The 25051-nt window shown below is 41.8% G+C and carries 21 protein-coding genes; 14 read left to right on the top strand and 7 right to left on the bottom strand.

What is annotated here, in order from left to right; all coding sequences use genetic code 11:
* Positions 1–10 precede the first annotated feature (10 nt).
* A complete protein-coding gene (locus ABE65_RS20400) occupies positions 11–220 on the bottom strand; it encodes a hypothetical protein (RefSeq protein ID WP_066399131.1) in 210 nt (69 codons plus the stop codon).
* Positions 221–333: 113 nt separating this feature from the next.
* On the opposite strand from ABE65_RS20400, the gene ABE65_RS20395 reads away from it, so the two are divergent.
* Positions 334–774 (top strand): immunoglobulin-like domain-containing protein, encoded by a 441-nt coding sequence (locus ABE65_RS20395; RefSeq protein WP_066399127.1) that lies wholly within the window; start codon positions 334–336, stop codon positions 772–774.
* A gap of 239 nt (positions 775–1013) precedes the next feature.
* Here ABE65_RS20395 and ABE65_RS20390 read toward each other — a convergent pair whose 3' ends face one another.
* Positions 1014–2330 carry an NCS2 family permease gene (locus ABE65_RS20390; RefSeq protein ID WP_066399124.1) on the bottom strand — a complete coding sequence of 439 codons (1317 nt, stop codon included), beginning with the start codon at positions 2328–2330 and terminating at the stop codon, positions 1014–1016.
* 162 nt (positions 2331–2492) lie between these two features.
* Between ABE65_RS20390 and ABE65_RS20385 the strand changes: the two genes are divergently transcribed.
* Positions 2493–3023, top strand: a complete 531-nt coding sequence (locus ABE65_RS20385) for a YwhD family protein (RefSeq protein ID WP_066399117.1) — start codon at positions 2493–2495, stop codon at positions 3021–3023.
* A 333-nt stretch (positions 3024–3356) separates the two neighbouring features.
* Here the strand turns inward: ABE65_RS20385 and ABE65_RS20380 are convergent, their stop codons facing one another.
* The gene (locus ABE65_RS20380) at positions 3357–5420 is read right to left on the bottom strand and encodes a transglycosylase domain-containing protein (protein ID WP_066399114.1); all 2064 of its coding nucleotides are present in this window, start codon (positions 5418–5420) and stop codon (positions 3357–3359) included.
* 118 nt (positions 5421–5538) lie between these two features.
* Here ABE65_RS20380 and ABE65_RS20375 point away from each other — a divergent pair, with 118 nt between their 5' ends.
* The 5 genes from ABE65_RS20375 to speB all read left to right on the top strand — a co-directional run bounded on the left by ABE65_RS20375 (position 5539) and on the right by speB (position 11731).
* Positions 5539–6825, top strand: a complete 1287-nt coding sequence (locus tag ABE65_RS20375; protein ID WP_082861532.1) for an amidohydrolase — start codon at positions 5539–5541, stop codon at positions 6823–6825.
* A 145-nt stretch (positions 6826–6970) separates the two neighbouring features.
* Complete coding sequence (locus ABE65_RS20370) at positions 6971–7432, top strand: CarD family transcriptional regulator (RefSeq protein ID WP_066399106.1); 462 nt, start codon at positions 6971–6973, stop codon at positions 7430–7432.
* A gap of 595 nt (positions 7433–8027) precedes the next feature.
* Positions 8028–8876 carry an alpha/beta fold macrolide esterase gene (locus ABE65_RS20365; RefSeq protein WP_066399103.1) on the top strand — a complete coding sequence of 283 codons (849 nt, stop codon included), beginning with the start codon at positions 8028–8030 and terminating at the stop codon, positions 8874–8876.
* A gap of 838 nt (positions 8877–9714) precedes the next feature.
* The gene (speE, locus tag ABE65_RS20360) at positions 9715–10545 is read left to right on the top strand and encodes a polyamine aminopropyltransferase (RefSeq protein WP_066399102.1); all 831 of its coding nucleotides are present in this window, start codon (positions 9715–9717) and stop codon (positions 10543–10545) included.
* Between the two features lie 313 nt (positions 10546–10858).
* Positions 10859–11731, top strand: coding sequence for an agmatinase (gene speB / locus ABE65_RS20355; RefSeq protein ID WP_066399100.1), 873 nt, complete (start codon positions 10859–10861; stop codon positions 11729–11731).
* A gap of 300 nt (positions 11732–12031) precedes the next feature.
* On the opposite strand, the gene ABE65_RS20350 is transcribed toward speB, so the two are convergent.
* On the bottom strand, positions 12032–12655 hold the full coding sequence (locus ABE65_RS20350; protein WP_066399097.1) for an AmiS/UreI family transporter: 624 nt from the start codon (positions 12653–12655) through the stop codon (positions 12032–12034).
* A 228-nt stretch (positions 12656–12883) separates the two neighbouring features.
* On the opposite strand from ABE65_RS20350, the gene ABE65_RS20345 reads away from it, so the two are divergent.
* Positions 12884–14623: a PAS domain S-box protein gene (locus tag ABE65_RS20345; protein ID WP_066399092.1), complete on the top strand. Its 1740-nt coding sequence runs from the start codon at positions 12884–12886 to the stop codon at positions 14621–14623.
* A gap of 246 nt (positions 14624–14869) precedes the next feature.
* Here the strand turns inward: ABE65_RS20345 and ABE65_RS20340 are convergent, their stop codons facing one another.
* Positions 14870–15883, bottom strand: coding sequence for an NADP-dependent oxidoreductase (locus ABE65_RS20340; protein ID WP_066399090.1), 1014 nt, complete (start codon positions 15881–15883; stop codon positions 14870–14872).
* Positions 15884–16104: 221 nt separating this feature from the next.
* Here ABE65_RS20340 and ABE65_RS20335 point away from each other — a divergent pair, with 221 nt between their 5' ends.
* The 5 genes from ABE65_RS20335 to ABE65_RS20315 all read left to right on the top strand — a co-directional run bounded on the left by ABE65_RS20335 (position 16105) and on the right by ABE65_RS20315 (position 20215).
* Positions 16105–16545 (top strand): YwiB family protein, encoded by a 441-nt coding sequence (locus ABE65_RS20335; protein WP_066399089.1) that lies wholly within the window; start codon positions 16105–16107, stop codon positions 16543–16545.
* Positions 16542–18212, top strand: a complete 1671-nt coding sequence (gene argS, locus ABE65_RS20330; RefSeq protein WP_066399087.1) for an arginine--tRNA ligase — start codon at positions 16542–16544, stop codon at positions 18210–18212. Before ABE65_RS20335 ends, argS begins: the two co-directional genes overlap by 4 nt.
* Positions 18213–18607: 395 nt before the next feature.
* Positions 18608–19174, top strand: coding sequence for a DinB family protein (locus ABE65_RS20325; protein ID WP_066399086.1), 567 nt, complete (start codon positions 18608–18610; stop codon positions 19172–19174).
* 89 nt (positions 19175–19263) lie between these two features.
* The gene (locus ABE65_RS20320; RefSeq protein ID WP_066399082.1) at positions 19264–19434 is read left to right on the top strand and encodes a DUF1427 family protein; all 171 of its coding nucleotides are present in this window, start codon (positions 19264–19266) and stop codon (positions 19432–19434) included.
* Positions 19435–19441: 7 nt separating this feature from the next.
* A complete protein-coding gene (locus ABE65_RS20315) occupies positions 19442–20215 on the top strand; it encodes an alpha/beta fold hydrolase (protein WP_066399080.1) in 774 nt (257 codons plus the stop codon).
* Here ABE65_RS20315 and uvsE read toward each other — a convergent pair.
* A complete protein-coding gene (uvsE, locus tag ABE65_RS20310) occupies positions 20208–21164 on the bottom strand; it encodes a UV DNA damage repair endonuclease UvsE (protein ID WP_066399077.1) in 957 nt (318 codons plus the stop codon). The two genes, ABE65_RS20315 and uvsE, sit on opposite strands and share 8 nt — an antisense overlap.
* Before the next feature lie 237 nt (positions 21165–21401).
* On the bottom strand, positions 21402–22589 hold the full coding sequence (gene cls, locus ABE65_RS20305; RefSeq protein ID WP_066399074.1) for a cardiolipin synthase: 1188 nt from the start codon (positions 22587–22589) through the stop codon (positions 21402–21404).
* Positions 22590–22791: 202 nt separating this feature from the next.
* Between cls and ABE65_RS20300 the strand changes: the two genes are divergently transcribed.
* Complete coding sequence (locus tag ABE65_RS20300) at positions 22792–24930, top strand: (Fe-S)-binding protein (protein ID WP_066399072.1); 2139 nt, start codon at positions 22792–22794, stop codon at positions 24928–24930.
* Positions 24931–25051 lie beyond the last annotated feature (121 nt).

Genomic DNA, 25051 nt, shown 5'->3' with positions numbered 1-25051 from the left:
GGTTTTTTATTTACCATCTAAATTGTAAGGGATGGCCGTTATTGTAAAGACCATAAAAATAAATAAATGTGATAAAGATCGTAAATGGAACGATAATACCAAGCAGCGTCATAAAAAAGCCTTTTGCCACACTTTTTTCATAAAGGCGCGTTGCGTAATAGCCGATTCCGAGCCCTATAAACAAGAGCGATAAAATTAGAGCAACAAGCCAAAGTTTCATGCTAGCGCCTCCTCTATTAACAGCATATCCAGCACATTCTCCTTATAAACGACAGTTTAACTGAAACTTTTTAATAAGAGGTACGACTAACAGGGTAAAAGGGGGGCTTAGTGATGAAAAACATGAAGCTGATCGTAATGGCGTGTCTGCTCGTTCTCCTCGCCGCTTGCGGCTCTAAAGCAATGCCTGATGAGGAAAAAAAGAACGGAGCGCCTCAAGTTAAGAACGAGATACCAGCTGAAAAAGAAGGTGTACAAGCTGAACTCGCACTCCAAGAAAATAGTAAAGAAGCAAAATTAACGTTGAAAAACTCATCCGATAAAGAAGCTGGTACAGGAACCGCGTATGCACTAGAAAAATGGGCAGACGGTAAATGGGAGAAAGTGAATAACAATCAAATGTTTACTGAGCAGATGATCATGGTGAAAGCTGGATCAAACTATGATCAATCCATTGATCTAAAAGAACAGGATGCAGGCACGTATCGTGTATCGAAAGAATTCTTTGTCGATGAAAAGAAGGAAAAAGTAGCCGTTGTGTTTGAGACAGAATAAGAAAAGACCGGTCAGCCCTTTATTGTTAGGGGCAGCCGGTCTTTTTCTTTGTTTTTGTTGATGTATCATTGCTTCTATTTATTCGATGAAAAGTTAATTGGAGTGCAAGGCGCGAGACTCCTGCGGGATGAGTGGGACAGGTGAGACTCTTAACAGCGCAGAGCGCTAAGAGGCTCACCGCACACCCCGCGGAAAGCGAAGCCGCCTGGAACGGAAATTAACAACTTTCAGAACGATAATTAATGAGGTAAAAACGCTAGTTGATAGAAGAACAACACCGCAAATAAGTAAACCAAGAACGGAACTTCACGATATTTACCTTTTACAATTTTGAGAATTGGATACGAGATGAATCCTAATGCAATACCAGTTGCGATAGAAGACGTTAATGGCATCGTTAAAATGATCAAGAACGCCGGGAATGCTTCATCAAGTTCGTTCCAATTAATTTTACTTAAAGAACCAAGCATCAAACTTCCAACGATGATCAGTGTTGGCGCAGTGATTGCGGCTAAGCCTGAGATCGCACCAACGAGTGGTGAAAAGAACGCAGCGGCTACAAATAGCATAGCTACCACTACAGACGTTAAACCAGAGCGACCGCCTGCAGCAACACCAGAAGATGATTCAATATAAGCGCTCGTTGGGCTCGTACCAAATGCAGCTCCAACCGTCGTTGCAATAGAATCAGCTAACAATGCTTGGCGTGCACGAGGCATCTTGTTGCCTTTCATCAGTCCAGCTTGTTCAGCTACACCTACCATCGTACCCGTAGTATCAAAGATCGTAACAAGCAAGAAGGAGAATACAACGGCATATAATCCATATTGAAACACATCAGAAAAGGCTGTGATCGGATCACCGAAGATAAAAAGTTCTGATGGCAAGTTTGGTGTAGATACAAAACCTTCTTTAAATGTTAAGTGCCCTGTATAGTAAGCGATTGCTCCCGTGATGATCATACCGAAGAATAAAGCACCGTTCACGTTCAATCCCATAAAGATCAACGTGATAGCAAGTCCGCCAAGAGCAAGAAGTACCGTCGGTGAATGCATATTGCCTAATGTTACTAAGTTATCAGGGTGAGCTACAATAATTTTAGTAAGACGTAAACCGATGAACGCGATAAACAATCCGATACCCGCTGTAATACCGTGCTTCAAGTTTGCTGGAATGGATTCGATCAATTTTTCACGAAACGGTGTTAACGATAAGATGACGAAAAGAATACCAGCAACAAATACAGCCCCGAACGCAATACGATAATCAATATTGGGGTGGTTTCCTACAACAGAAAACGCAAAATAAGCGTTCAGTCCCATACCTGGAGCAATGGCAATCGGGTAGTTGGCCATTAAAGCCATCCAAAGCGTACCAACTACTGTGGCAATAATCGTAGCGATAAACACGGTGTCAAAAGGAACACCAGCAGAATGCAAGATGATTGGGTTGACTATAACAATGTACACCATCGTTAGGAAAGTAGTGATTCCTGCTAATATTTCTGTTTTGATGGTCGTACCAAGTTCTTTTAGTTTAAAAAATGAAGAAAGCATACGTTAGAACCTCCAAAATACGAACGATTTATAAGTACATGATATATAATATTCGTTTTTAAGTGTGATTTCAACAATTATCTTTAAAGTTTCCAACTGAGAGTTTTTTATGATTTGTGATACAATACGTGATAACAATGAATGTTTAGAGGAGCTGGAAGCATGAAAGATTTTTTCAATTCCAATGATGCAGATAAAAAGAAAAAAGGGATGGGCTTTACCATCATCAGCGGTGACTCAACAGATGGGCATGGCGGATATGGTGTGGGGAGTTTAACACTTGATCATGTTACACCTGTGATCGTTGATGTAGAAGAGTCCGTCGCTTATATCGATATGGGAGCGATGCACGCGAGAAGCGATGTGGAGAAGCGTATCAAGTTTACGCCGAATCGTGAAGATACGCCGAACCCCCGTCTTTACTGGCTCGTTTGGGTTACGATTAACAGAAAAGCAGAAGGACCGTTTTATTTCGGGTTGACTGCCTGCGAGATGCAGGTAGATGTTGAAGCGCGAAGAGGATATAAGAGTCTTCCAGAACACGTGAACCGTATGGATAAATCCATGAAGGGTAAAGTGATCGTAGAGGATATGGACCAAAACGCTCGTCGCGTGCTTGGGAACTTCCTTAAAGAACATGACGAAGCGATGTGGAACCGTTCTAGTGACGAAATCAAGTCATTAGTGGAATAAAAATGGCAAAGTTATGAACCTTTTTTGAACATTTTGCAAATAACTTGTGACAAGAAAGCACTTCCATTAAAATATAGGTAGCATTGTACACACAATGTTTCTAGGACAATAAAGTGCCCGGGGCTCCTGTAGTAGAGCTCCGGGCATTTTATTTTGTCTTTTTACAGATTGCTTTCAAAGATTGTACAAATCTTGTCGACTCGTGGATACTGGACCCAAATTTGTGGATTGCGGCTCCATATTTCTGGATTCAGGTTCAAAACTTTTGGATTCAGACCCGAAACTCTCGGATTCAATGCTTCTAGCAGCGACCCCAAACTACTCTAAACTACATCACCAAGAAAAAATCCGCTTAAAAAAGCCTTTTTCCTCTTTTTTCTGCTCTAATTTGGCTTTAATTTCATTTGAAGCACCATGTTCATCACAATATTCTACAGGTTCTGTTCCTTTTTCATAATAAGAGATACGCGTTATTGGACAGCTATCGGTAGCGAGCTTTCCGTTTTGCGGGTTGATCGTCACCGCTGTTACGCCTTCTGGCTGTTCAAATGATAAGATCTCTTTGTTCTTCAACGCACCTTCCATAAAATAAGCCCAGATTCGTTTTGAGTATCCTGTATCGTTCACATCATGAAGCTCTTCGTTGTTATCGTATCCGACCCAAACTCCTGTAACAAGCTGAGGAGAATATCCGACCATCCAGCTGTCATTTGGCGTAGACCCCGATTTTCCAGCCATCGGACGTGTCAGGTAATGGTTGATACTTGATCCCGTTACACTCGTATAATCATTTAGCTTTTCGTCAAACGTACCAGCCAACAGATCAGTCATGACAAACGCTTTGTTCTCATCGATCACTTGTTTGCTCTCATATTTATGTTCATACAGCACTTTGCCTTTAGAATCTGTGATCTTCGTGATAAAAACAGGATCTACCTTCTTACCACCATTCGCAAAAACGCCGTATGCGTTCGTAAGCTCTAACACACCTACTGCTTTTGAGCCTAGTGCAAGTGAAGGGATGCTAGCGAGTTCACTTTTAATCCCGAATTTCTTAGCTGTTTTAACAAGCTTTTTAGGACCGAGATAGAGATTCGTTTTTACCGCATAAATATTGTCCGAAAGCGCCAGCGCCTGAGCCATCGTAATAAAATCATTCGCATAGCGGTTCTTAAAGTTCTTCGGCTTATAATCGCCTACACCATCTCCCATCGCGAATGTTGTTGGTTCTGATTTAATAGGAGTAGACGCGGTGTATCCATGCTCAAGCGCCGTGTAATATAGAAATGGCTTAAAGGTCGAACCAGGTGCACGCTTCGCTTGAAGGGCACGGTTAAACGAACTTTGCTCAAAATCCCTGCCGCCAACAAGTGCTTTCACATCTCCGCTTCGAGGATCCATAGCGACTAATGCCGTCTGGATCGAACTGTTATCGATGATACGATTTTCAATCGTGTGTTCAGCGACTTCCTGCATTTTTGGATCAAGCGTCGTGTAGATTCGAAGCCCACCGAACTGTATCGAGTTCGTGTTCACGTTCAGTTCCTTTTTTAATGCACGCATCACTGCATCTTGAAAGTAAGGAGCGACCGTTGCGATCTCTTCCTCTTCTTCTCTTACATAAGTTAAGTGATCGGCTGCTGCTTTTTGAACGGACGCCTTCTTAATTGTTCCGTCTTCAGCCATTGAGTGTAAGATGATGCTCTGCCTTTTTTTCGCGTTCTCTTCATGAAGGATGGGAGAATAGTAGCTCGGACCTTTAGGAATCCCCGCTAACATCGTTGCTTCGCCTAGTGAGAGCTCTTCAGCATTTTTACCAAAATAATAACGAGAAGCGGATTGGATACCGTAAGAGCCATGTCCGTAATAGATCGTGTTCAAATATCCTTCTAATATTTCATCCTTTGAATAACTCATCTCTAGACGAAGTGTGTAGAACGCCTCTTGAAACTTTCTTCGCCATGTTTTGTCATGTGTTAAAAAGAGATTACGGGCATACTGCTGCGTGATGGTACTAGCTCCTTGAACTTTTGCTCCAGCTTTAAGGTCAGCGAGTAAAGCACCGCCGATCCGCTTCATATCAAAACCGTTATGTTTATAAAAACTTTTATCTTCAATAGAGATCGTAGCGTCGATCACATGTTTATCGATTTTTTCGAGTGGAACCCAATAGCGGTTCTGACCGCCGTTGTTAATCTCACCCATTTTGGAACCGTCTGCTGCGTACATGATGGTCGTTTGTGGAACAAGCAGAGCGGGAGGGCCCATGAGTTTAGCGAGCAGCAAAAGCCCAACAAAGGATAATGCAAAGCATCCAGTAACGATAAGACCCCATTTTTTCATCCAGCGTATTTTCTGCTGTTTCGTAGCTTCTTTATAGATCTGCCAAAACTTCATAATCCGCCCTCCTTAAAAACTCTCATTTTGTTATCTAGTATGGTGAAAAAAGATGCTCCTTAAACGTGATAAGGGAATGAAGTGCTATAATGGCTGTGAGAAAGAGGAGGTTCGAAACATGCTTATACAAAACATTCAATATATGACGACTTCGGCAGATGGAAAATGGGTTGTTAACACGGGAGACATCCTTATAAAAGATCATAGAATCGAATCAATAGGAAACTTTGAATGCGACGAAACGGTTGAGAAGCTCGACGGAAAAGGGATGCTGGCATTGCCGGGCTTAGTGAACGGACATCAGCATACACCGATGTCTCTGTTGCGTTGTTATAGTGATGATGTGACATTGATGACTTGGCTTAATAAAAAGATGCTTCCGCTTGAGATGAAGATGAGTGATGAAGATCGCTATTGGGGTGCACTTCTTTCAATGGCGGAAATGATCAAGAGTGGAACCACATCATACGCTGATATGTACATAGGAATCGATACGATCGGGGAAGCGGCCGTTGAATCGGGCATTCGTTCCGTCATCGCTCGTGGACTTATCGCGATGGATTCGGATTATGAAGGCCGGTTGAAGGAAGCAGAAAATGTTGTTGATCGCTGGCACGGAAAAGGAGACGGAAGGATCACAACGATGATCGCACCGCATTCACCGTATATGTGTCCGCCTGATTTTTTGAGAGCGGCTGTAAATCTTTCAAAAGAAAAGAACGTTCCGCTTCATATTCATCTAGCTGAAACGAAAGACGAAGAGAAAATGATTCAAGAAAAGCACGGGTTAAGACCCGTTGAATATTTAAAACAAGCAGGTGTGTTCGATCGGCATGTACTGCTTGCGCACGGTGTCCATTTTAACGATGCAGATTATGAAACGCTAAAAACGGTGCAGGGGGGAATCATTCATAATCCAGTGAGCAACGCGAAGCTCGGATGCGGGATCAGTGATGTGAAACGTTTAATGGAGAGCGGTGTGAAAGTAGGATTAGGAACGGATGGACCAGCGAGTGCTAGTTCTCTTGATCTTTTCTTAGAAATGAAAGCTGCTAGCTGGTTTCAAAAATTGAAGTACGAAGATGCGGCAGTGCTCAGTGCTCATGATGTGTTATCGATGGCGACACAGAACGGTGCTGACATCCTTGGAATCGGAGATGAAGTAGGCTCCTTAACGGTTGGTAAGAAAGCAGACATTCTTTTAATGGATATGAACAAGCTTCATCTGACGCCGAGTCATGAACATGCTAATCTTCTCGTCTATTCTGCAACAGGACAAGATGTTGATACGGTGATCATCGACGGCAAGATTGTCATGCGCGGCCGTGAGTTGAAGACAATTGATGAAGAAAAAGTGATCGCAAACGCTAAAGAACGAACGAAAGAGCTGCTAGCGCGATTATGATGAGTAGGGTGTCTCAAATTTGAGGCACTTTTTTTGTTGTAAAAATGATTGACATGAAAAATACAAACATGATATTATAAAATATTTGATTAAATTATAGGGGTGTGGTACTCTTAGAAGGTTAGCAAATCTGGAGGTGGAGTATTTGTTTCAAGTTGGCGATAACATTGTGTACCCAATGCATGGAGTAGGTGTAATTGAAGCCATTGAAGAAAAAGAATTCCCCGATGAAAAACAACAGTACTATGTGATAAAGATGTCAGTCAGCAACATGCAAGTTATGATTCCGGCATGTAAGATCATGAATTCTAAAATACGTCCTGTTACAGAACTCTTAGCATTGAAGCAGATTATGCACGATTTTCAAAATGGAGAATCTGAAACATTACTAACGTGGAAAGAAAGATACAAAGTAAATACAGACAAGCTAAAAACAGGTGAAATACGCGAAGGTGCTGAAGTTGTACGTGATTTAATGCGTATGAAGAAAGAAAAAACACTGAATGCAAGCGAAAAAAAAATGTTGGAAAATGCATATGGATTTTTAATTAGTGAACTTGAAGTAATCAAAGGAATCACTGAAACCCAGATTAAAAGTTTCTGTTAAGAATGAATTAGATGGTATGAGATCGTAAATAGGGTCTCATCAATAGTCATTTCAGAGACAACACACTTCTTAAACTTACTTAAAGTAACCTCTTTAATTTCTACAATAAGTTAATCCTTAATTTTGATTTTACTTTCCTCTAAAACCTTATGATGTATTTCAAACCAATTCATCAATTCTAATCAATAATCACATGATCGTTGTAATACTGATTCACACTGGCACGGACAAGGAGCCGTAAGGATGGAAGAGAGGTAGGGCTTTCATTGTTTTAGATATACCTCAGTGATTATTAATTAGAAGATTACTCATCCACCTCCACAAGTACTGTTAATTAAATATTAAATGGGAAAAGCAGCCGAGAGTGGATATCGCGGGTTGCTTTTTTTATTTTTGATAAAAAGTTCAGAAAATTATGTTAAAATAAATACGGTTCTAATACCATTAATTATATAAAAGAAGGAGGCCGACGCGTCATGATCATTAAATGGATCAAACTTCGATAATGACAAGTGCAGGCCAAGATAACTCCGTTGAGTGCTTATTGATCTGCGCTTTTTAAAGTGGCAAAAATAAAATCACGGAGGAAAACAGAATGAAACAACAACTTTTACAAACAAATCAGGTAGAAATAAATACAGAAAGCTTTGGTAACCCGAATGATCCCCCTGTTCTCCTGATCATGGGAGCGATGTCTTCGCTCGATTGGTGGGATGAGAAATTTTGTGAGCGTCTTGCAGCTAAAGGAAGATACGTGATTCGCTATGATCATCGCGACCTCGGTGAATCCGTCGTCTATGAACCTGGCACGTCGAACTATACGATTACAGACCTGGCTGATGACGCGTTTGGCATTCTAGATGCCTATTCAATAGAGAAAGTAAATATTATGGGAATGTCTCTTGGTGGAATGATCGGGCAGATTATGGCGATCAAGCATCCAGAACGTGTGCTTAGTCTGACGATTCATGCATCCAGTGTATTTGGAACAGAGCAAGCCGAGCTACCTCAGATGGATCAGAAAATTTTAGATTTCCATGGAAAAAGTACTTCTATTAATTGGGCTGATAAAGAAGAGGCTGTTGCTTATCTAGCAGATGGGTGGGCAGTGCTTTCGGGATCCAAACCTTTTGAAAAGAAAAGAATGTACGCATTGGCAGAAAGAGAATACACGCGTGCTAAACAGATTCAAAGCCGATTTAATTATATGTTTCTAGGCGGCGGTGAAGAGTATTTCGATCGTATGAATGAAATTACAGTTCCTACAATCATCCTGCACGGAACAGAAGATCGCGCCCTTCCGCTCGAACACGGTCAGGCTCTGGCTAAAGCGATTCCGCATGCTGAACTCGTTACGCTCGAAGGAACGGGGCATGAACTGCATACAGATGATTGGGAGATTATTATAGATGCGATTGTAAGGAATAGTTCTGTAGTTTCATAAGGGTTAAAAGCCATGAGCCAAGGTTAGAGTGTTCATGGCTTTTTATATTCTTGAGTTCCAACATGTTGGTTAGGGGTATAATGCTGGGTGGTTAGAGTCGATTATTGTCAACTCGCCGATATATGATCAAAACTCGCCGGATTATATCAAAAACTCGCTGAATTAATTCAATAATTTCTAGGATTATGTCCTCAATTTCTTGAATCAGAGTTGTTAATACCCCTCATGGTACAAGAGGAACAAGGGCTGCCCTAGTTTTGTTCCTTATTATCCGATTTTTGCACTAAAAGAAATCGCCCGTGCACAAGACACGGACGAATGGGCGCCAGAAGGGACACACGAGTCGGTAAAGCGAGGCCGGATTTTCTGGAACGAAAAGCCGGTGCTTTTACACGTGTGACAGAGGCCTATTTATTTTTAGACGTAAGGACAGTAACGATAAGCGAGCTGAAAGCGACCGCAAACATCAACGCCTCAAAAATCGTCAGAGGCATCACCCCCCTTAACTGTAAGCTGCGGATACCCGCAAGATGTCCAGCTTCAGTTTAAAAAAGGGAATGCGCCGACCGTCTGTCCTTCTGAACGCTATCTCCATTATACCACTTAAGTAGTCAGAATAGTCAGCCGAAAGAAGCGAGGGATATGACCTATTTTATTGGTTAAAGATTAGGAAACTAAGAATATGGTATGGATAAGGAGGAGTTATTTTCGTTTAACTTCATTCTGACAAAAATTGAATTGGAATCTTAGGTCCCAGAATGCTATAATCATTTTGTTTGTAAAATCTCGAAACAACGATGCCTGGCATTTCAAAATATATAGTAGGAGTGAGACCAACATGAGTATTTGGTTTACTGAAAAACAAACGGAAAATTTCGGAATTACGATGAAAATTAACAAAACTTACGTATCTGAGCAAACAGAATTTCAAAAGTTAGATATGGTAGAAACAGAAGAGTTCGGAAACATGCTGATCCTTGATGGCATGGTTATGACAACGCAAAAAGACGAGTTCGTTTACCACGAGATGGTAGCACACGTACCTCTTTTCACACACCCTAACCCGAAGAACGTTCTAGTTGTTGGTGGAGGAGATGGTGGAGTAATCCGTGAAGTGCTTAAGCACCCATCTGTTGAAAAAGCCGTTCTTGTTGAGATCGATGGAAAAGTAATCGAGTATTCTAAACAATATCTACCTGAAATTGCTGGAGACCTAGAGAACCCGCGCGTTGAAGTAAAGGTTGATGATGGATTCATGCACATCGCAACAAGCAATAACGAGTACGATGTAATCATGGTTGACTCAACTGAGCCAGTTGGACCAGCTGCTAAGCTTTTTGAAAAAGGTTTCTATGAAGGAATCTCTAAAGCACTTAAAGAAGACGGAATCTTTGTTGCACAAACAGACAACCCTTGGTTCACGCCTGAGTTGATCTCTCAAGTATTCAGCGATGTTAGTGAGATCTTCCCGATCACTCGTCTTTACACTGCGAACATCCCAACTTACCCAAGTGGTCTTTGGACGTTCACGATCGGATCTAAGAAACATGATCCGCTAGAAGTTCCTGCTTCTCGTTTCCACGATATTGAAACGAAATATTGGACGCCACAACTTCACACAGCTGCGTTCGCGTTGCCGAAGTTTGTTAGTGACTTGATTAAAAAGTAAATCTGTAATTATAAACTTTGTTGCTTTTGAAAGTGATTGATTTCCGTTTCAGATGCTCGCTTTCCGGGGGGTGGGCGGTGAGCCACCTCGGCGCCATGCGCCCTTAGGTGTCTCACCTGTCCCGCTGATCCCCCAGGAGTCTCGCATCTTACACTCCAATCAACTTTTCGAGGAAGTTTTTTTGGAGAAGAGGAAGCGCGCAAGCAACAAACACCGAAAACAGGTAAAAAATAAGAAAAATGAGGGCCGTCAAAGGTAAGTGTGAGCTTGCTTTTTAGGACGGTCCTGTATTTTACATAAGGAGTGTAAAATCATGCGTTTTGATGAAGCTTATTCTGGAAATGTGTTTATTTTAAGTAAGCCTGATTATAAGACGGCTGATGCTGTTCTTTACGGCATGCCGATGGATTGGACGGTTTCTTTCCGTCCGGGTAGCCGTTTTGGCCCTGCTCGTATTCGTGAGGCATCTCTTGGTCTTGAAGAGTACAGCCCATACATGGACAAGCATCTTGAAGAAGTGAACTATTTTGATGCAGGAGACATCCCGTTACCGTTTGGAAATCCTCAGCGTTCACTTGATATGATCGAAGAGTACGTTTCAACGTTACTCGCTGACAACAAGTTTCCGCTAGGAATGGGTGGAGAGCACCTTGTCACTTGGCCGGTATTCAAAGCGTTGAAGCAAAAATATGATGACTATGTTGTGATTCATATTGATGCACATGCTGATCTTCGTGAGCAGTATGAAGGAGAAGTTCTTTCTCACTCAACACCGATCCGCAAAGTATGTGATTTGATCGGCGCAGAAAACGTTTATTCGTTCGGAATCCGTTCTGGTATGCGTGAAGAGTTTGAATTCGCAAAAACAAGCGGCATGCACATGTACAAGTTTGATGTGGCTGAGCCATTAAAAGAAGTTCTTCCTACATTAAAGGGACGTAACGTGTACGTTACGATCGATATTGATGTGTTAGATCCATCTGCAGCTCCTGGAACAGGAACAGCAGAAGCTGGCGGAATCACGTCAAAAGAGCTTCTTGAAGCGATTCAGTTGATTGCAAAAGCGGACATTAACGTGATCGGAGCAGACTTAGTAGAAGTGGCTCCCGTTTATGACCACTCCGAGCAAACACCAATCGCAGCTAGCAAGTTCCTTCGTGAAATTTTGTTAGGCTGGGTAAAATAATTGAATCATAACCCCTGTTTGAAAGCTGTTATTTGTGTTTACAGCCGCCAGACAGGGGTTTTTGTTTATTGAAGTATTTGTGTGAGCATGTCGAGCTGTGTCGAATGGCCTTTATTTTGCGAATTAGACTCAATTAGTATGGATTTTGACTTAATTTTTTCAAAATAGACTTAATTGAACCTTTCTCCGACTTAATTTCTCCTCAAAACGGCTTAATTGCGATCCGCACCCTCATCACACCTCATCCCACAGAACCCACACATAAAAAACCGGCCTCGAAACATCGAGACCGGCTTCCGCCTAAACTAATTCTTCTACTAATTTTTCTTTTTTAATCGATTTTGCAAACAAAATCGCTTCTATTACAAAATAAATCATGGAGCCGATGCAAACAAAGGTCCAGATTTCTTGAAGCTTAGCGTTTTGCCAAAGATCCAGAAGCATGAATAGGGAAGGGAGCGTTAACGTTACCCATGACTGAACGAAAGCGACTCTTCCGATGTAGTTATCGTATGGCTTTTTAAGTGCGGATGACAAGAAGAAAAGAAACCAAAGGAACGCCCACAGCACCCACGTTAGAGCGTTTACTACGTCATTTTCTTGCACGTAAAACACAAGTGCATAAACGATGGCCATCATCGATACCCACAGGGAGTACCATCCGAGCCCGCTGGAATCGAATCCTTTTAGAATTGTCACCCCAAGGTAAAGGTAAGTGAACCCGAATAAGAAAACAGCACCGTTATTGAACATTGACCAATTTGATCCATCAGACGTGATGATGAGATAAATCGGTGTGATGACTTGAAGCAATCCGACTAATATATTGAAAAACGCGACACTTTTTTCTTCAGCTTTTCCAAGCAACATTAAGCTATTTAAGAATAAAGCTCCACCTGAAAACAGCAAACCTATAGCACCCATTTAAATTCCCTCATTACTTTTATAAATTTCTTCTAGAGGTCAGACCTCTTACATTAATCAAATATAGTAAATTCTTAAGTGTAAAGCAATGGAAATCTAAAGAAATATAGTAGGATGGAACTGACTTCAACTGTTTTTAGCTAAATTTGTCGAATTTTGTTATATCATTATGTCTTTTTTGCTATAGTTACAATAGAGAATTAGATGGATAAAGGGGGGACAAGAGAAATGACAGCGATTTCTAAAGAGATGGGATATTTCCAAACATTTATCGATCAGCTATCTGAAGCGGTTGTGGTAGTGGATAAGAATGAAGAAATAACGGCAGTGAATCAACATTATTTGAATCTGACAGATCAAGCTGACTTTGAAACAGGAAAGTCAGTGGAAGAAGTCCTTTTACGTCATTCAGACGGTGAAGAAGGAACATTGCTTGCTGTGAATGGTTTTATTTCGGTAAAAGTGAGTGAAGGGACTTTGCCGTTTGGTGAGAGCTCTGTACGCTATTATATCTTGAAAGAATTGCCGGCTGTCGTTCATTCTTGTCAGGAACCTCTTATGAAAACGTTAATGAACATTGTTCCCGATTTTATTGGCATCAAAGACGGGGATGGGCGCTTTATATTTGCGAATGAATTTGTAGGTGAACTTTTTGAACTGCCTGGATTCGATTTTACAGGAAAGACCGATGCTGACTTAGCAGAGATCACGCCTGACTTTCGAGATGTATTTCAATATTGTATCGAAACGGATGAGCAAGTGTGGCAGGCAAGAGAAATTGTAAGGTGTGAAGAATTCGTGCCTGCACGAGACGGCAGTACGCGTTTTTTTGATGTATACAAAATTCCTGTGTTTCATCCAGACGGAACTCGCAAAAACTTGCTTGTATTTGGCCGGGAGGTAACGGAAAAGATCGAGTCCCGACAACTGCTAGAAGAGAGTGAAGCGAGATACAGACTGCTCGCTGAAAATGCGATGGATATGATCACGACACATAAAGCTGATGGATCGTTTACGTATATCTCACCTGCCTCGTATGCGTTATTAGGGAAAAGACCTGAAGAAATTTTAGGGGAAACCGGCTATGGGATGCTTCATCCCGATGACGAAGAAGTTTCTAGAAAAGCACACGAAGAGTTAATGGCTGGACCATGTACGAAAACGGTTCCTTTCCGCTTGCAGCATAAAGACGGACATTATGTGTGGTTAGAAACATCGTGCAAAAGCATTACAGATGACACAGGGAAAGTCGTCGAGATCATTGGGGTAACGCGTGATATATCAGATCGAAAAAAATCAGAAGATATGCTGCGTCAGTCCGACAAACTTTCGATCGTTGGTCAGCTTGCGGCTTCGGTTGCGCATGAAATCCGAAATCCGCTGACATCACTAAAAGGATTTATTCAGTTTTTACAAGAAAGCCACGGAATCAATCCATCCAACTACTACAGCATCATGGACAAAGAATTGGACCGCATCGATCAGATTATGGGGCAGCTGTTATTGCTGGCAAAACCGCAAGTTCGAACGTTTAAGAAGACGTGTTTAAAAGAGATCATCGAGTTTGTGGAAGCCCTACTTCAGCCTGAAGCGATCGTACAAAACATTCAGATTCGTACGAAGATGCCTGAAGCTCTGCCACATATTCATGCAGAAGAAAACGAGCTGAAACAAGTGTTGATCAACTTGTTGAAAAATGCGATCGATTCAATGGTCGATGGCGGAGAGATCACGGTTCAAGCACAGATGATAGATGGCCAGATTCATGTAATTGTAAAAGATCAAGGGTGTGGCATTCCGAGCAACCGTATTGAGAAAATGTGTGAGCCTTTTTATACGACGAAAGAAAAAGGAACAGGGCTCGGTTTGATGATCAGCTCTAAGATCATGAAAGAACATAACGGTGAACTTCGTTTTACGAGTATAGAGGGTGAAGGCACAACGGCTAGTATGGTGCTGCCTGTTTGATGTAACTTGAGCTGATGATTGTTTTCAGCTCAAGTTTTTTTATGGCATTTGTCGATTTTTGTAAACTCGCCGAAATATCTTAAAAAGTCGCAGTATTATGGTCAAAACTCGCCGTAATATGTTGAATTTACGCCGTATTTTCTCTCTAAATTCTCGAATTAACTTAAACAGCAACTCCCCAACTACATAAAAAAGAAGCTTTTCACTTCTTATCGAGTGAAAAGCTTCCTCATCTAATGCCTTTTGTTACACGTTCTCAGGCTCAGCTACTTTAACAAGCTGTTTTCCAGTGTTTTCACCTGAAAACAGTCCTAGGAACGCATCAATCGTATTTTCAAAACCGTCAACGATGTTTTCGCTATAAGAAATCTTGCCTTCTTTTACCCATTTAGCAAGTTCGATCGCGCCTTCTTCAAAATGAGCGGCATAATCGCTAACGATGAATCCTTTCATCAGCGCACTGTTGATCAGAATTTGACTCTGCATACGTGGACCAACGTCTGCTTTTTCAAGGTTATAAAGCGCGATCTGTCCGCAAACTGGAATGCGAGCGCCTTTGTTGATCAAAGCGAGCACGCTATCAGAGATCTCTCCGCCGACGTTATCAAAATAAACGTCAACGCCATCTGGACAAGCCGCTTTTAACGCTTCATAAACATTTTCTGTTTTGTAGTTGATCGCAACATCAAAGCCTAGCTCGTCTTTTAAGTAAGAGATCTTATCGTCTGAACCTGCGATTCCGACAACACGAGCACCTTTGATCTTAGCGATTTGACCAACAATTGTACCAACAGCTCCAGCTGCGCCACTGACAACAACCGTTTCCCCTTCTTGAGGGTTACCGATATCTAGTAAACCGAAGTATGCCGTTAAGCCAGTCATGCCTAACACACCAAGGTTTGCAGTAAGTGGTGCTAGAGATGGGTCTAATTTACGTACTTCAGCATCACTTGCTACGTTGTATTTTTGCCACGCTAAGTTACCAATGACGAAGTCGCCTTCTTCTAGCTCACCTGAAAGAGATTCAACAACTTGTCCGACGATGCCACCAGAGATAGGTTCGTTTAACTGAAAGGGAGGCACGTAAGATTTTCGGTCGCTCATGCGTCCTCTCATATATGGATCTACAGATAGATAAATCGTCTTTAAAAGTACCTGGTTATTTTCAAGTGCAGGAGTAGAAGCTTCCTCGAAGCGAAAATCGCTTTTTTGAGGTGCGCCTTTTGGTCGATTCACGAGTAAAATTCTTTCGTTTTTCATATAAGATCCTCCTCATTTCTATTTCATCTTCTCGAGAGTATAATACGCCATTCACTACCATCATTCCAAATCATCCACTCATGAAAACATGTTTTTAGGATAAATTTACCTAATAAGACCAACAATTTTTAAAAAGACACCCATAAGGTTGAAGGGAAGCAGTGAAATCTTTTATAATAGGTAAGTTAAAGAGGTACATCAAAAAAGGAAGTGTTGTTCGCATGGATCAAGATACGGAATTGTCTGTTGCGCTTTCGATAAGTTCAGAAGTACATTTCAGCGGTGAAGCAGAGAAACATTTCACCGAGACAGAAGGTAAGCTCTATAAACGAGGGGACGTCACCTATCTTCAGTATAAAGAAGAGATAGAAGGTGCAGGTTCTGTCAATAATGTGATTAAGATCACGCACGCTGGTATTCTGATTATCCGCTCAGGCAGTGTATCTATGAAACAGAAATATTTGATCGGCCAGACGACAAAAGGCATGTACGACAGCCCATATGGCCAGCTTTGGATGGAAACGACTACACATGAAATGAATTTCCGCTGGAATCAGCAAAAGCAGACGGGAGATCTGAGTCTTGCTTATGAGCTGGTTCTGCAGGGTGAACATACAGGAACACATCGAATCAAGATTAATTTTCAGGAGGCAAAAGCATGAATATCCTTGACCAAGTCAAGCAGCTGTTAAAAGAAGAGATCGAAGAAGCGGTCGTAAAAGCAGGACTCGCTAAAAAAGAAGAACTGCCAGCAGTCGTTCTTGAAGTACCGAAAGATAAAGCAAATGGTGACTTCGCGACAAACATGGCGATGCAATTAGCACGTGTCGCAAAAAAAGCACCTCGTATGATCGCAGACGATCTTGTAGCGCATTTTGATAAAAGTAAAGCATCTATCGCAAAAGTTGAGATTGCAGGTCCTGGCTTCATTAACTTTTACATGGATAACTCATACTTAACAGAGCTTGTACCGACTGTTCTAAAAGCGGGCAAGGATTACGGACGTACAGAGCATGGCGGTGGTAAAAAAGTTCAAGTCGAGTTCGTATCTGCGAACCCTACAGGAACGCTTCACTTAGGACATGCACGTGGTGCGGCTGTTGGTGATACGATCTGTAATATTCTAGACTATGCAGGCTATAATGTTTCTCGTGAGTTCTACATCAACGATGCAGGAAATCAAATTAACAACTTAGCTACTTCAATCGAAGCTCGTTATTTCCAAGCCCTTGGCAAGGATAAAGAGATGCCTGAAGATGGTTACCACGGAGCGGATATCATCGAGTTTGGTAAAGATCTTGCCGAAGAGTACGGCGATTCTTGGTTAGATAAAGAAGAGAGCGAGCGTGTAAGCTTTTTCCGTGAATACGGTCTTAAACGAGAGCTTGAAAAACTAAAAGCAGATCTTGCTGAATTCCGTGTGGATTTTGATGTGTGGTTCTCAGAGACTTCACTCTATCAAAACGGAAAAATTGATGCAGCCCTTGAAAAGTTAAAAGCTAAAGGTGTTGTGTATGAAGAAGAAGGCGCGACATGGTTCCGTACGACAGATTATGATGATGACAAGAACCGTGTACTCATCAAAAACGACGGATCTTACACATACTTAACACCAGATATCGCGTATCATAACGACAAGTTTGAGCGCGGGTTTGAGAAGCTGATCAACATCTGGGGAGCTGACCATCATGGTTACATCCCGCGTATGAAAGCGGCTATTCAAGCACTTGGTTATGACAAAGAGCAACTCGATGTAATGATTATCCAACTTGTTTCTCTTTTCCAAAACGGTGAAAAAGTTCGTATGAGTAAGCGTACGGGTAAAGCGGTAACGCTGCGTGAACTTATGGAAGAAGTGGGAATCGACGCGACTCGCTATTTCTTTGCGATGCGTTCTAACGATACTCACCTTGATTTTGATATGGACTTAGCGGTTTCAAAATCAAACGAAAACCCTGTGTTCTACGTACAATACGCACATGCACGCGTATGCAGCATGCTTCGTCAAGGGGAAGAGATGGGTCTTTCTTATGAGGGAGATTTAGATTTAAAGCAGATTGATTCTGAAAAAGAGTTTGAGCTGTTGAAGAAAATTGGAGAGTTCCCTGCAGTGATCAACGAAGCAGCAGAAAAACTTTTAACGCACCGTGTAACGAACTATGTATTCGAGTTGGCTTCTGCTCTTCATAGCTTCTATAACGCAGAACGCGTGCTCGATCCAGAAAACAAAACAAAATCACAAGCTCGCTACGCATTGATGAAAGCTACTCAAGTAACGATTGAGAATGCTTTGAACATCATCGGTGTAGAAGCACCAGAGCGTATGTAATAAATAGATGAAACCTGTCTGCGGACAGGTTTTTTCTTTTTTGGAGAGTTTAGGAGAGTGGTGTTCTTTGATTTGAGAGCGATTCGAGAGGTTTGTGAGCGATTCGAGAGGTTTGTGAGCGATTCGAGAGGTTTGTGAGCGATTCGAGAGATTTGTGAGCGATTCGAGAGATTTGTGAGCGATTCGAGGGATTTGTGAGCGATTCGAGAGGTTTGTGAGCGATTCGAGAGATTTGTGAGCGATTCGAGGGATTTGTGAGCGATTCGAGAAGTTTGTGAGCGATTTCAGAGTTATGCTCGATTACCGTCATCCACACCGCATCCAAAACAAAAAAGGAATTCCCAAGCTTTTCTTGAATTCTATTGAAGCACATGAATGCTTAGGAGGTTCGAAAAATGACATCATCCAACAAAAGCCCTTTTGTTATCGGACAGATTGAAGGGTACTCGAAAGAATTTTCAAACTTAATATCCATGATGGACTACACGAGGGAAACGACGATCTGGGACGTTCAAGATCTATCCGTGGAAGAACTTGACTATCGAGTAAACGGAATCGGAAATTCAATCGGCATGCTGCTCGCTCATCTTGTAGCCGTTGAAAAAATTTATCAATTTATCACGTTCGACGGAAAAGATCTGCCCGATGAAGAGATTGAGCGTTATGCAGAAACCTTGCAGCCTGCACTTGATCTAGGTGAGGCAGCGACGATTATCCATGGCAATACAGCGGAATTTTATCTAGAAGACTTAAAAAAGACCCGTGAAATTACCTTACAACATTTTCAAAAGTTCGAAGATTCCTGGCTCTATGAAACAACACCGTGGTGGAATAACGAGCTCGGAAACAACTACTTTAAATGGTTTCATGTATTTGAAGATGAACTGAGTCATCGCGGTCAGATTCGTATTATAAAAAAGCAATACGAGTTCACGGCAACGAAATCTTCTACGAAATCCTAACCTTAACGAAAAAAGGGATAATGTAGGAACAACATGCCATATTAATAAGAGATAGGTTTGGAAACTCGTTTGAAAGAGGGGGTACATATATGAAGTTGATCGTATTATCACTAATAACAGGCGCCCTCGTAGGCTTTGTTTTTGCCCTGTTAAAACTCCCGATTCCGGCACCACCCGCATTACCAGGAATCATGGGCATCATCGGTATTTATTTAGGCTATCAAGCTTACATCTGGATGGCAGGTACTTTTCTAAAGTGAGGAAAACATGGCATTAGCCGGATTGACCTCTGAGTTGCAAATCTATTATGAAAAGCTAGGAACCGGTGCACCAATCGTCTTTTTACACCCGCCCGGTATGAGTCACCTCGTGTTCAAGTACCAAAAAGAACTAGCAGCCAATTATCAAACGATTTTTCCTGATTGTAGGGGGCACGGTCGTTCGTCTACTAAAGATCCAGAAAGCTTTACGATATGGGACTTGGCAGATGATGTCGCTTCTCTATTGGACCATTTATTATTAGAAGAAGCGTATATTTGTGGGTATTCAGCAGGTGGTTCGGTCGCACAGGCATTTGTTCAAAAATATCCGCATCGGACAAAGGGCCTTATTTTGAGTGGAGGCTTTTCTCAAGTTTCTACATTCGCACTGAAGAAACAGTTTCAAACAGGAATAAGGCTGGCAAAAAATGCACCAGCCCTACTTAATCAGATTCTCGTCAGCACACACTCGAATTCTCCGGAAGATCGAAAAGAAATGTTGTCTTATCATAAGCAAACGAATCCTAAAACGTGTCAGAGATTCTACCAAGAAAGTCTTTCCTTCCAATGCACGGATCATCTAAAAGAGTGGCGATTTCCGTTGTTGTTCATATACGGGGAACAAGCGGAATATATGCATCCTTATAGAAGGATCTACGCAAGAAATGTTCATGCGAAAGCCAAGTTTGTTTTAATAAATAAAGCGCTGCATCAGCTTCCGATCAAGCATTATGCAAGCTTCAATGCAGAAATTAAAAAATTTATTCCATGCCTTACATAAGGATGGTTCCACCGCTCATCCTCTTAAAGCCGCGTACTTTCTCCAGTTCACCAACGAGCTGAAGAACAGCGCGGTCTTTTTGTTTCGCTTCAATCATTACATCCAGCTCATCGGTATAATTAGACATCAATTTAAAGAACGGCAGCACATAATCCAGACTTACAAAGTCATGGTGACTTCTGTACGCTTTCTCGTCTTTTGGTGAGGAAAGATGAACTTTTGGCGGTCGACCTGTATTCTCCCACGTTTTCACGAACCTCGGAAGCAATTCCTCTAGCGAACCATTGTCATCCGGATTGGCCATATAATGATGGTAATCAAACATAAGTGGAATGCCTTCATTTTCACAGACTTCTAATGTCTCTTGGGTCGTGAATGTTTTATCGTCGTTCTCAAGCGTCATCCGCGCTTTTACGTCAGACGGGAGAAGTTTAATATTTTCATAAAAGCGTTCTAAAGCAGACGGCTTATCACCATAAGCCCCGCCAATATGGATATTGATATAGCTTCGGTCCTCGATGCCCATCCCTTTAAGCAGATCATAATGATATTGCATATCTTTCACCGCATTTAACGTCACCTCTTTACGAGGACTCGTAAACAGCGTGTACTGATTAGGATGCATGCTCGTTCTAATGTTATGTTTTTTTACGAGCTTTTCGATCTCTTTGCATTCTTTCTTTGTCTCTTTTAAAAAGTCCCAAGCTGCTTCAGGGTGGGTAGCTAAAGGAACGATTGAAGAAGACATGCGGTGAAGAGGAAGTTCGTGCGCAATACAATAATGAAGAACGCGTAAAGTGCGCTCTAGATTGTTTTTCGTGATGGCAAGCAGTTGTGCTGTGCGTTCTTTCTCATCACGTTTTTGATAAGTAGCATAAGTCATCGTTTTTGCAGGTGAGGCCTCATATAAGTTGAGAGCCGTTGATACAAATCCGAAAGATGTTAACATGTTTGGCCCCCTGTTGTTTGTATGTTTTTGGTATAAGTGCTGGTGAAGGATGTTGATTTCCGCTCCAGGTGCTTCGCTTTCCGCGGGGTGTGCGGTGAGCCTCCTCGTCGCTTTGCGACCTTAGGAGTCTCACCTGTCCCACTGATCCCGCAGGAGTCTCACACCTTACGCTCCAATCAACTAATCAGAGATGTCGAATCAAAAAGTTCACAAAAAGGGAGCTGATCCCCATTAAATTTATAAAAAAGGCGATAACAAAAAACCCACCATTTCTTTAAATCGAACTTTAACGGAACTCCGTGTCTTCTTTAAACGTGCTAGCGTCAGCTTTTCAGAGCGTTCAAGATCTGAATCGAGAACTTTTTTAACAGCTTGTATCTCCGTTTTGTCTGTAAAGATGCAATTTAGCTCGTCGTTATAAAAAAAGCTGCGAAGATCGAAGTTTGCCGTTCCAATATCACAGATCGAATCATCGAACATCACGATTTTGGAGTGATAAAATCCTTCATGAAACTGATAGATCTCAGCACCCGCTTCTAATAGCGGTTTGACATAACGATAAGAAGCTTCTTGGACAAAAGGGTGGTCTGGGTTCATGGGAACGAGTACCTTCACACTGACACCACGATCTAGTGCTGACAAAAGCGCTCTGTTCATCTTTTTACCCGGAATGAAGTATGGTGAACCTATAAAAATGCTTTTTTTCGCTTGTTTTATTTTTTCATAAAAATAGTGATACCCAGCCTGTCCTTTTGAAGGAAGGAGCAACAGGTCTTTTTCTTCTACTTCCTGAGTAAGAGATGAAACACTTTGCGTCATCTTTTCGTTTGTTGAACCGTTCCAATCATCACAAAATAGACGCTGCAATTCGCTTACAACGTTACCTCTTAATTTTAAATGATAGTCGCGCCAATCTCCAAACCGTGTGACTCTGCCAATATATTCATTTCCTACGTTATATCCACCCAAATAGCCGATCTCTGAGTCGATGATCGTGATTTTTCGATGATTTCGATGATTGATTCGGTATAAGAGATACGGAAATTGCGGCTTGTTGCTGTATTCAAAATGAACGCCAGCATTTTTAAGACTGTTAACCGTCTTTTTTTTCAGCCCGTAACTCCCCATGTAATCAAGAAGTAGTCTAACTTCTAAGCCTTGATGTGCTTTTGCGATCAACTTCTGACATAGCTCTTGTCCGAGTTCGTCATCTCGTAATATGTAAAACTGTATGTAGATCGATTTGTTCGCTTGATCTATGTCTTGAAACAGTGAATCGAAAAAATGAGAACCCGTTGTTAAAAGATGCATATTGCCTGTTGTGTTTACAGGAGGTTCTTCTTTCGCGGTCGTTTGTTTATGTCCTAAATAAAAGTCGACCCAAGCCAAAAATCCAATGACAATAACAAATAAGACGATCCACATGTTCTTCTCCTCCTTCTGTAGCAAACTTTTATATAGTATACCCTCGCCATATAAAACCACTAAAAAAATTTTTTTAACGGATGTTGACTGAATGCTCATTCATTTATTTTTTATGCTATAATGAAGTCAGAAAATTAATTTCATTTAGAATTATTAAAAGAGAAAGAATTAGGGAATAGGAGCATTGGAAGGAGAGAAAGCGATGGACGGCTTAATGGTAGCAAACTGGCTTGCATTTATTTTTGTAACCGCTTACGCACTGTTTTTATTTGCTTATGTTGTAAAAACAAGGTTTGAGTTCATCAAGCTCGGCAAAAAAGTAGAGTTTGATCATACGGTTCAAGAGCGAATTAAAGCAGTCTTAGTGAATGTATTTGGTCAAAAGAAGCTGTTGAAAGATAAGAAGAGTGGAATTATCCATATCATGTTCTTTTATGGATTCCTTCTCGTTCAGTTCGGAGCGATTGATTTTATTTGGAAGGGACTCAACCCTGGAACTCATCTGCCTTTAGGACCGCTTTATCCGGGATTCACGTTTTTCCAAGAAATCGTAACAACGATGATCATGATCGCAGTCGTGTGGGCTTTTTATAGAAGATATGTTGAAAAGCTTGTTCGACTGAAGCGCGGATTTAAATCTGGATTAGTTCTTCTGTTCATCGGTGGCTTGATGCTCTCTGTATTAGTAGGTAACGGTGCAGAGATTATCTGGCATGATCTACCGTACGAGTGGACAGCACCAATTGCGTCCGTAATCGCAATGGCTCTCGGATTCTTAGGGAAAACCGGTGCTGCAGTCATATTCTTTATCTCATGGTGGATTCACTTATTGTTCTTATTAACGTTTTTAGTGTATGTTCCGCAATCAAAGCATGCTCACTTGATCGCAGGTCCACTAAACGTTTGGCTTGGCCGTAAAGATAAAGTAGGAAAGCTTTCTTCGATCAATTTTGAAGACGAGACACAAGAAGTTTTCGGTGTGAATAAAATTGAAGACTTTAATCAGAAGCAGCTTGTTGATCTCTATGCTTGTGTAGAGTGCGGACGTTGTACGAATGTTTGTCCGGCAACAGGTACTGGTAAGATGCTATCGCCGATGGATATGATCGTGAAATTACGTGACCATCTAACGGTGAAAGGAGCAGCGGTAACTTCTCGTACACCTTGGATGCCAGCGTTCGCGTTCTCGAACACAACAGGCAACCAGATCGCTTTTGAAGCGAGAGGGAAGGGTACTGAGGAAACAGCGGCAACAACAGACGGATCATCTGCACTTGCTTATGATGTAGAGATGATCGGTGAAGTCATGACAGAAGAAGAGATCTGGGCATGTACGACTTGCCGTAACTGTGAAGATCAGTGTCCAGTTATGAACGAACACGTTGATAAGATCATCGACATGCGTCGTTATCTTGTTCTTACTGAAGGTAAGATGGATGCAGAAGCGCAGCGTGCGATCAAAAATATCGAGAAGCAAGGTAATCCTTGGGGAATCTCGAAAAAGGAACGCGAGAACTGGCGTGAGCTGAAAGAAGATATCGTGGTTCCTACTGTAAAAGAGAAAGAAAAAGCGGGTGAAGAATTTGAGTACCTGTTCTGGGTAAGTTCGATGGGTGCTTATGACAACCGTTCACAAAAAATTGCACTTTCTTTAGCGAAGATCATGAACGAAGCAGGAATCACGTTTGCGATCTTAGGAAACAAAGAAAAGAACTCTGGTGATACGCCTCGTCGTCTCGGAAACGAGTTTTTATTCCAAGAGATGGCGAACGCAAACATCGAGTTATTCCAAAAGCATAATGTTAAGAAGATCATCACGATCGACCCGCATGCGTACAACACGTTCAAGAACGAATACCCTGAGTTTGGTCTAGAAGCTGAAGTGTATCACCATACAGAGCTTTTAGCAGACTGGATTAAAGAAGGAAGAATCAAGCCGAAGTTTGAGGTGAATGAAACGATCACGTATCACGATTCTTGTTACCTCGGCCGCTATAACGAAGTATATGAACCACCTCGTGATATTTTAAAAGCAATTCCAGGTGTGAAGGTCGTAGAGATGGATCGCAACCGTCAGAACGGAATGTGCTGTGGAGCGGGTGGCGGAATGATGTGGATGGAGGAAAAAGCAGGGTCTCGTGTGAACGTTGCTCGTACAGAACAAGCTCTTGCTGTTAACCCAACCATGATCGGAAGCGGATGTCCGTATTGCTTAACGATGTTGAGTGACGGAACGAAGGCAAAAGAAGTAGAAGAGCAAGTTCAAACACTAGATGTTGTTGAAATCCTTGAAAAATCGATGTTTGGCTCACAGAAACAAGAGTTCTTCAGTAGTATTTGAGCATGTAAATAAGCTGCCCGCATATGAGCTGGCAGCTTCATGCTTGGAAGTTGGTCGACTGAGCGTTCGCTCGGCTCGTCTTTAAACTCATTTGTAAGCGTTAACATAATTTTCGCAGCTC

Origin of the sequence: Fictibacillus phosphorivorans, from assembly GCF_001629705.1 — a bacterium.
GTDB classification, from domain to species: Bacteria; Bacillota; Bacilli; order Bacillales; family Fictibacillaceae; genus Fictibacillus; species Fictibacillus phosphorivorans_A.
Note: the sequence above shows the minus strand (reverse complement) of the source record. Positions and strands in the feature narration are given on the sequence as shown.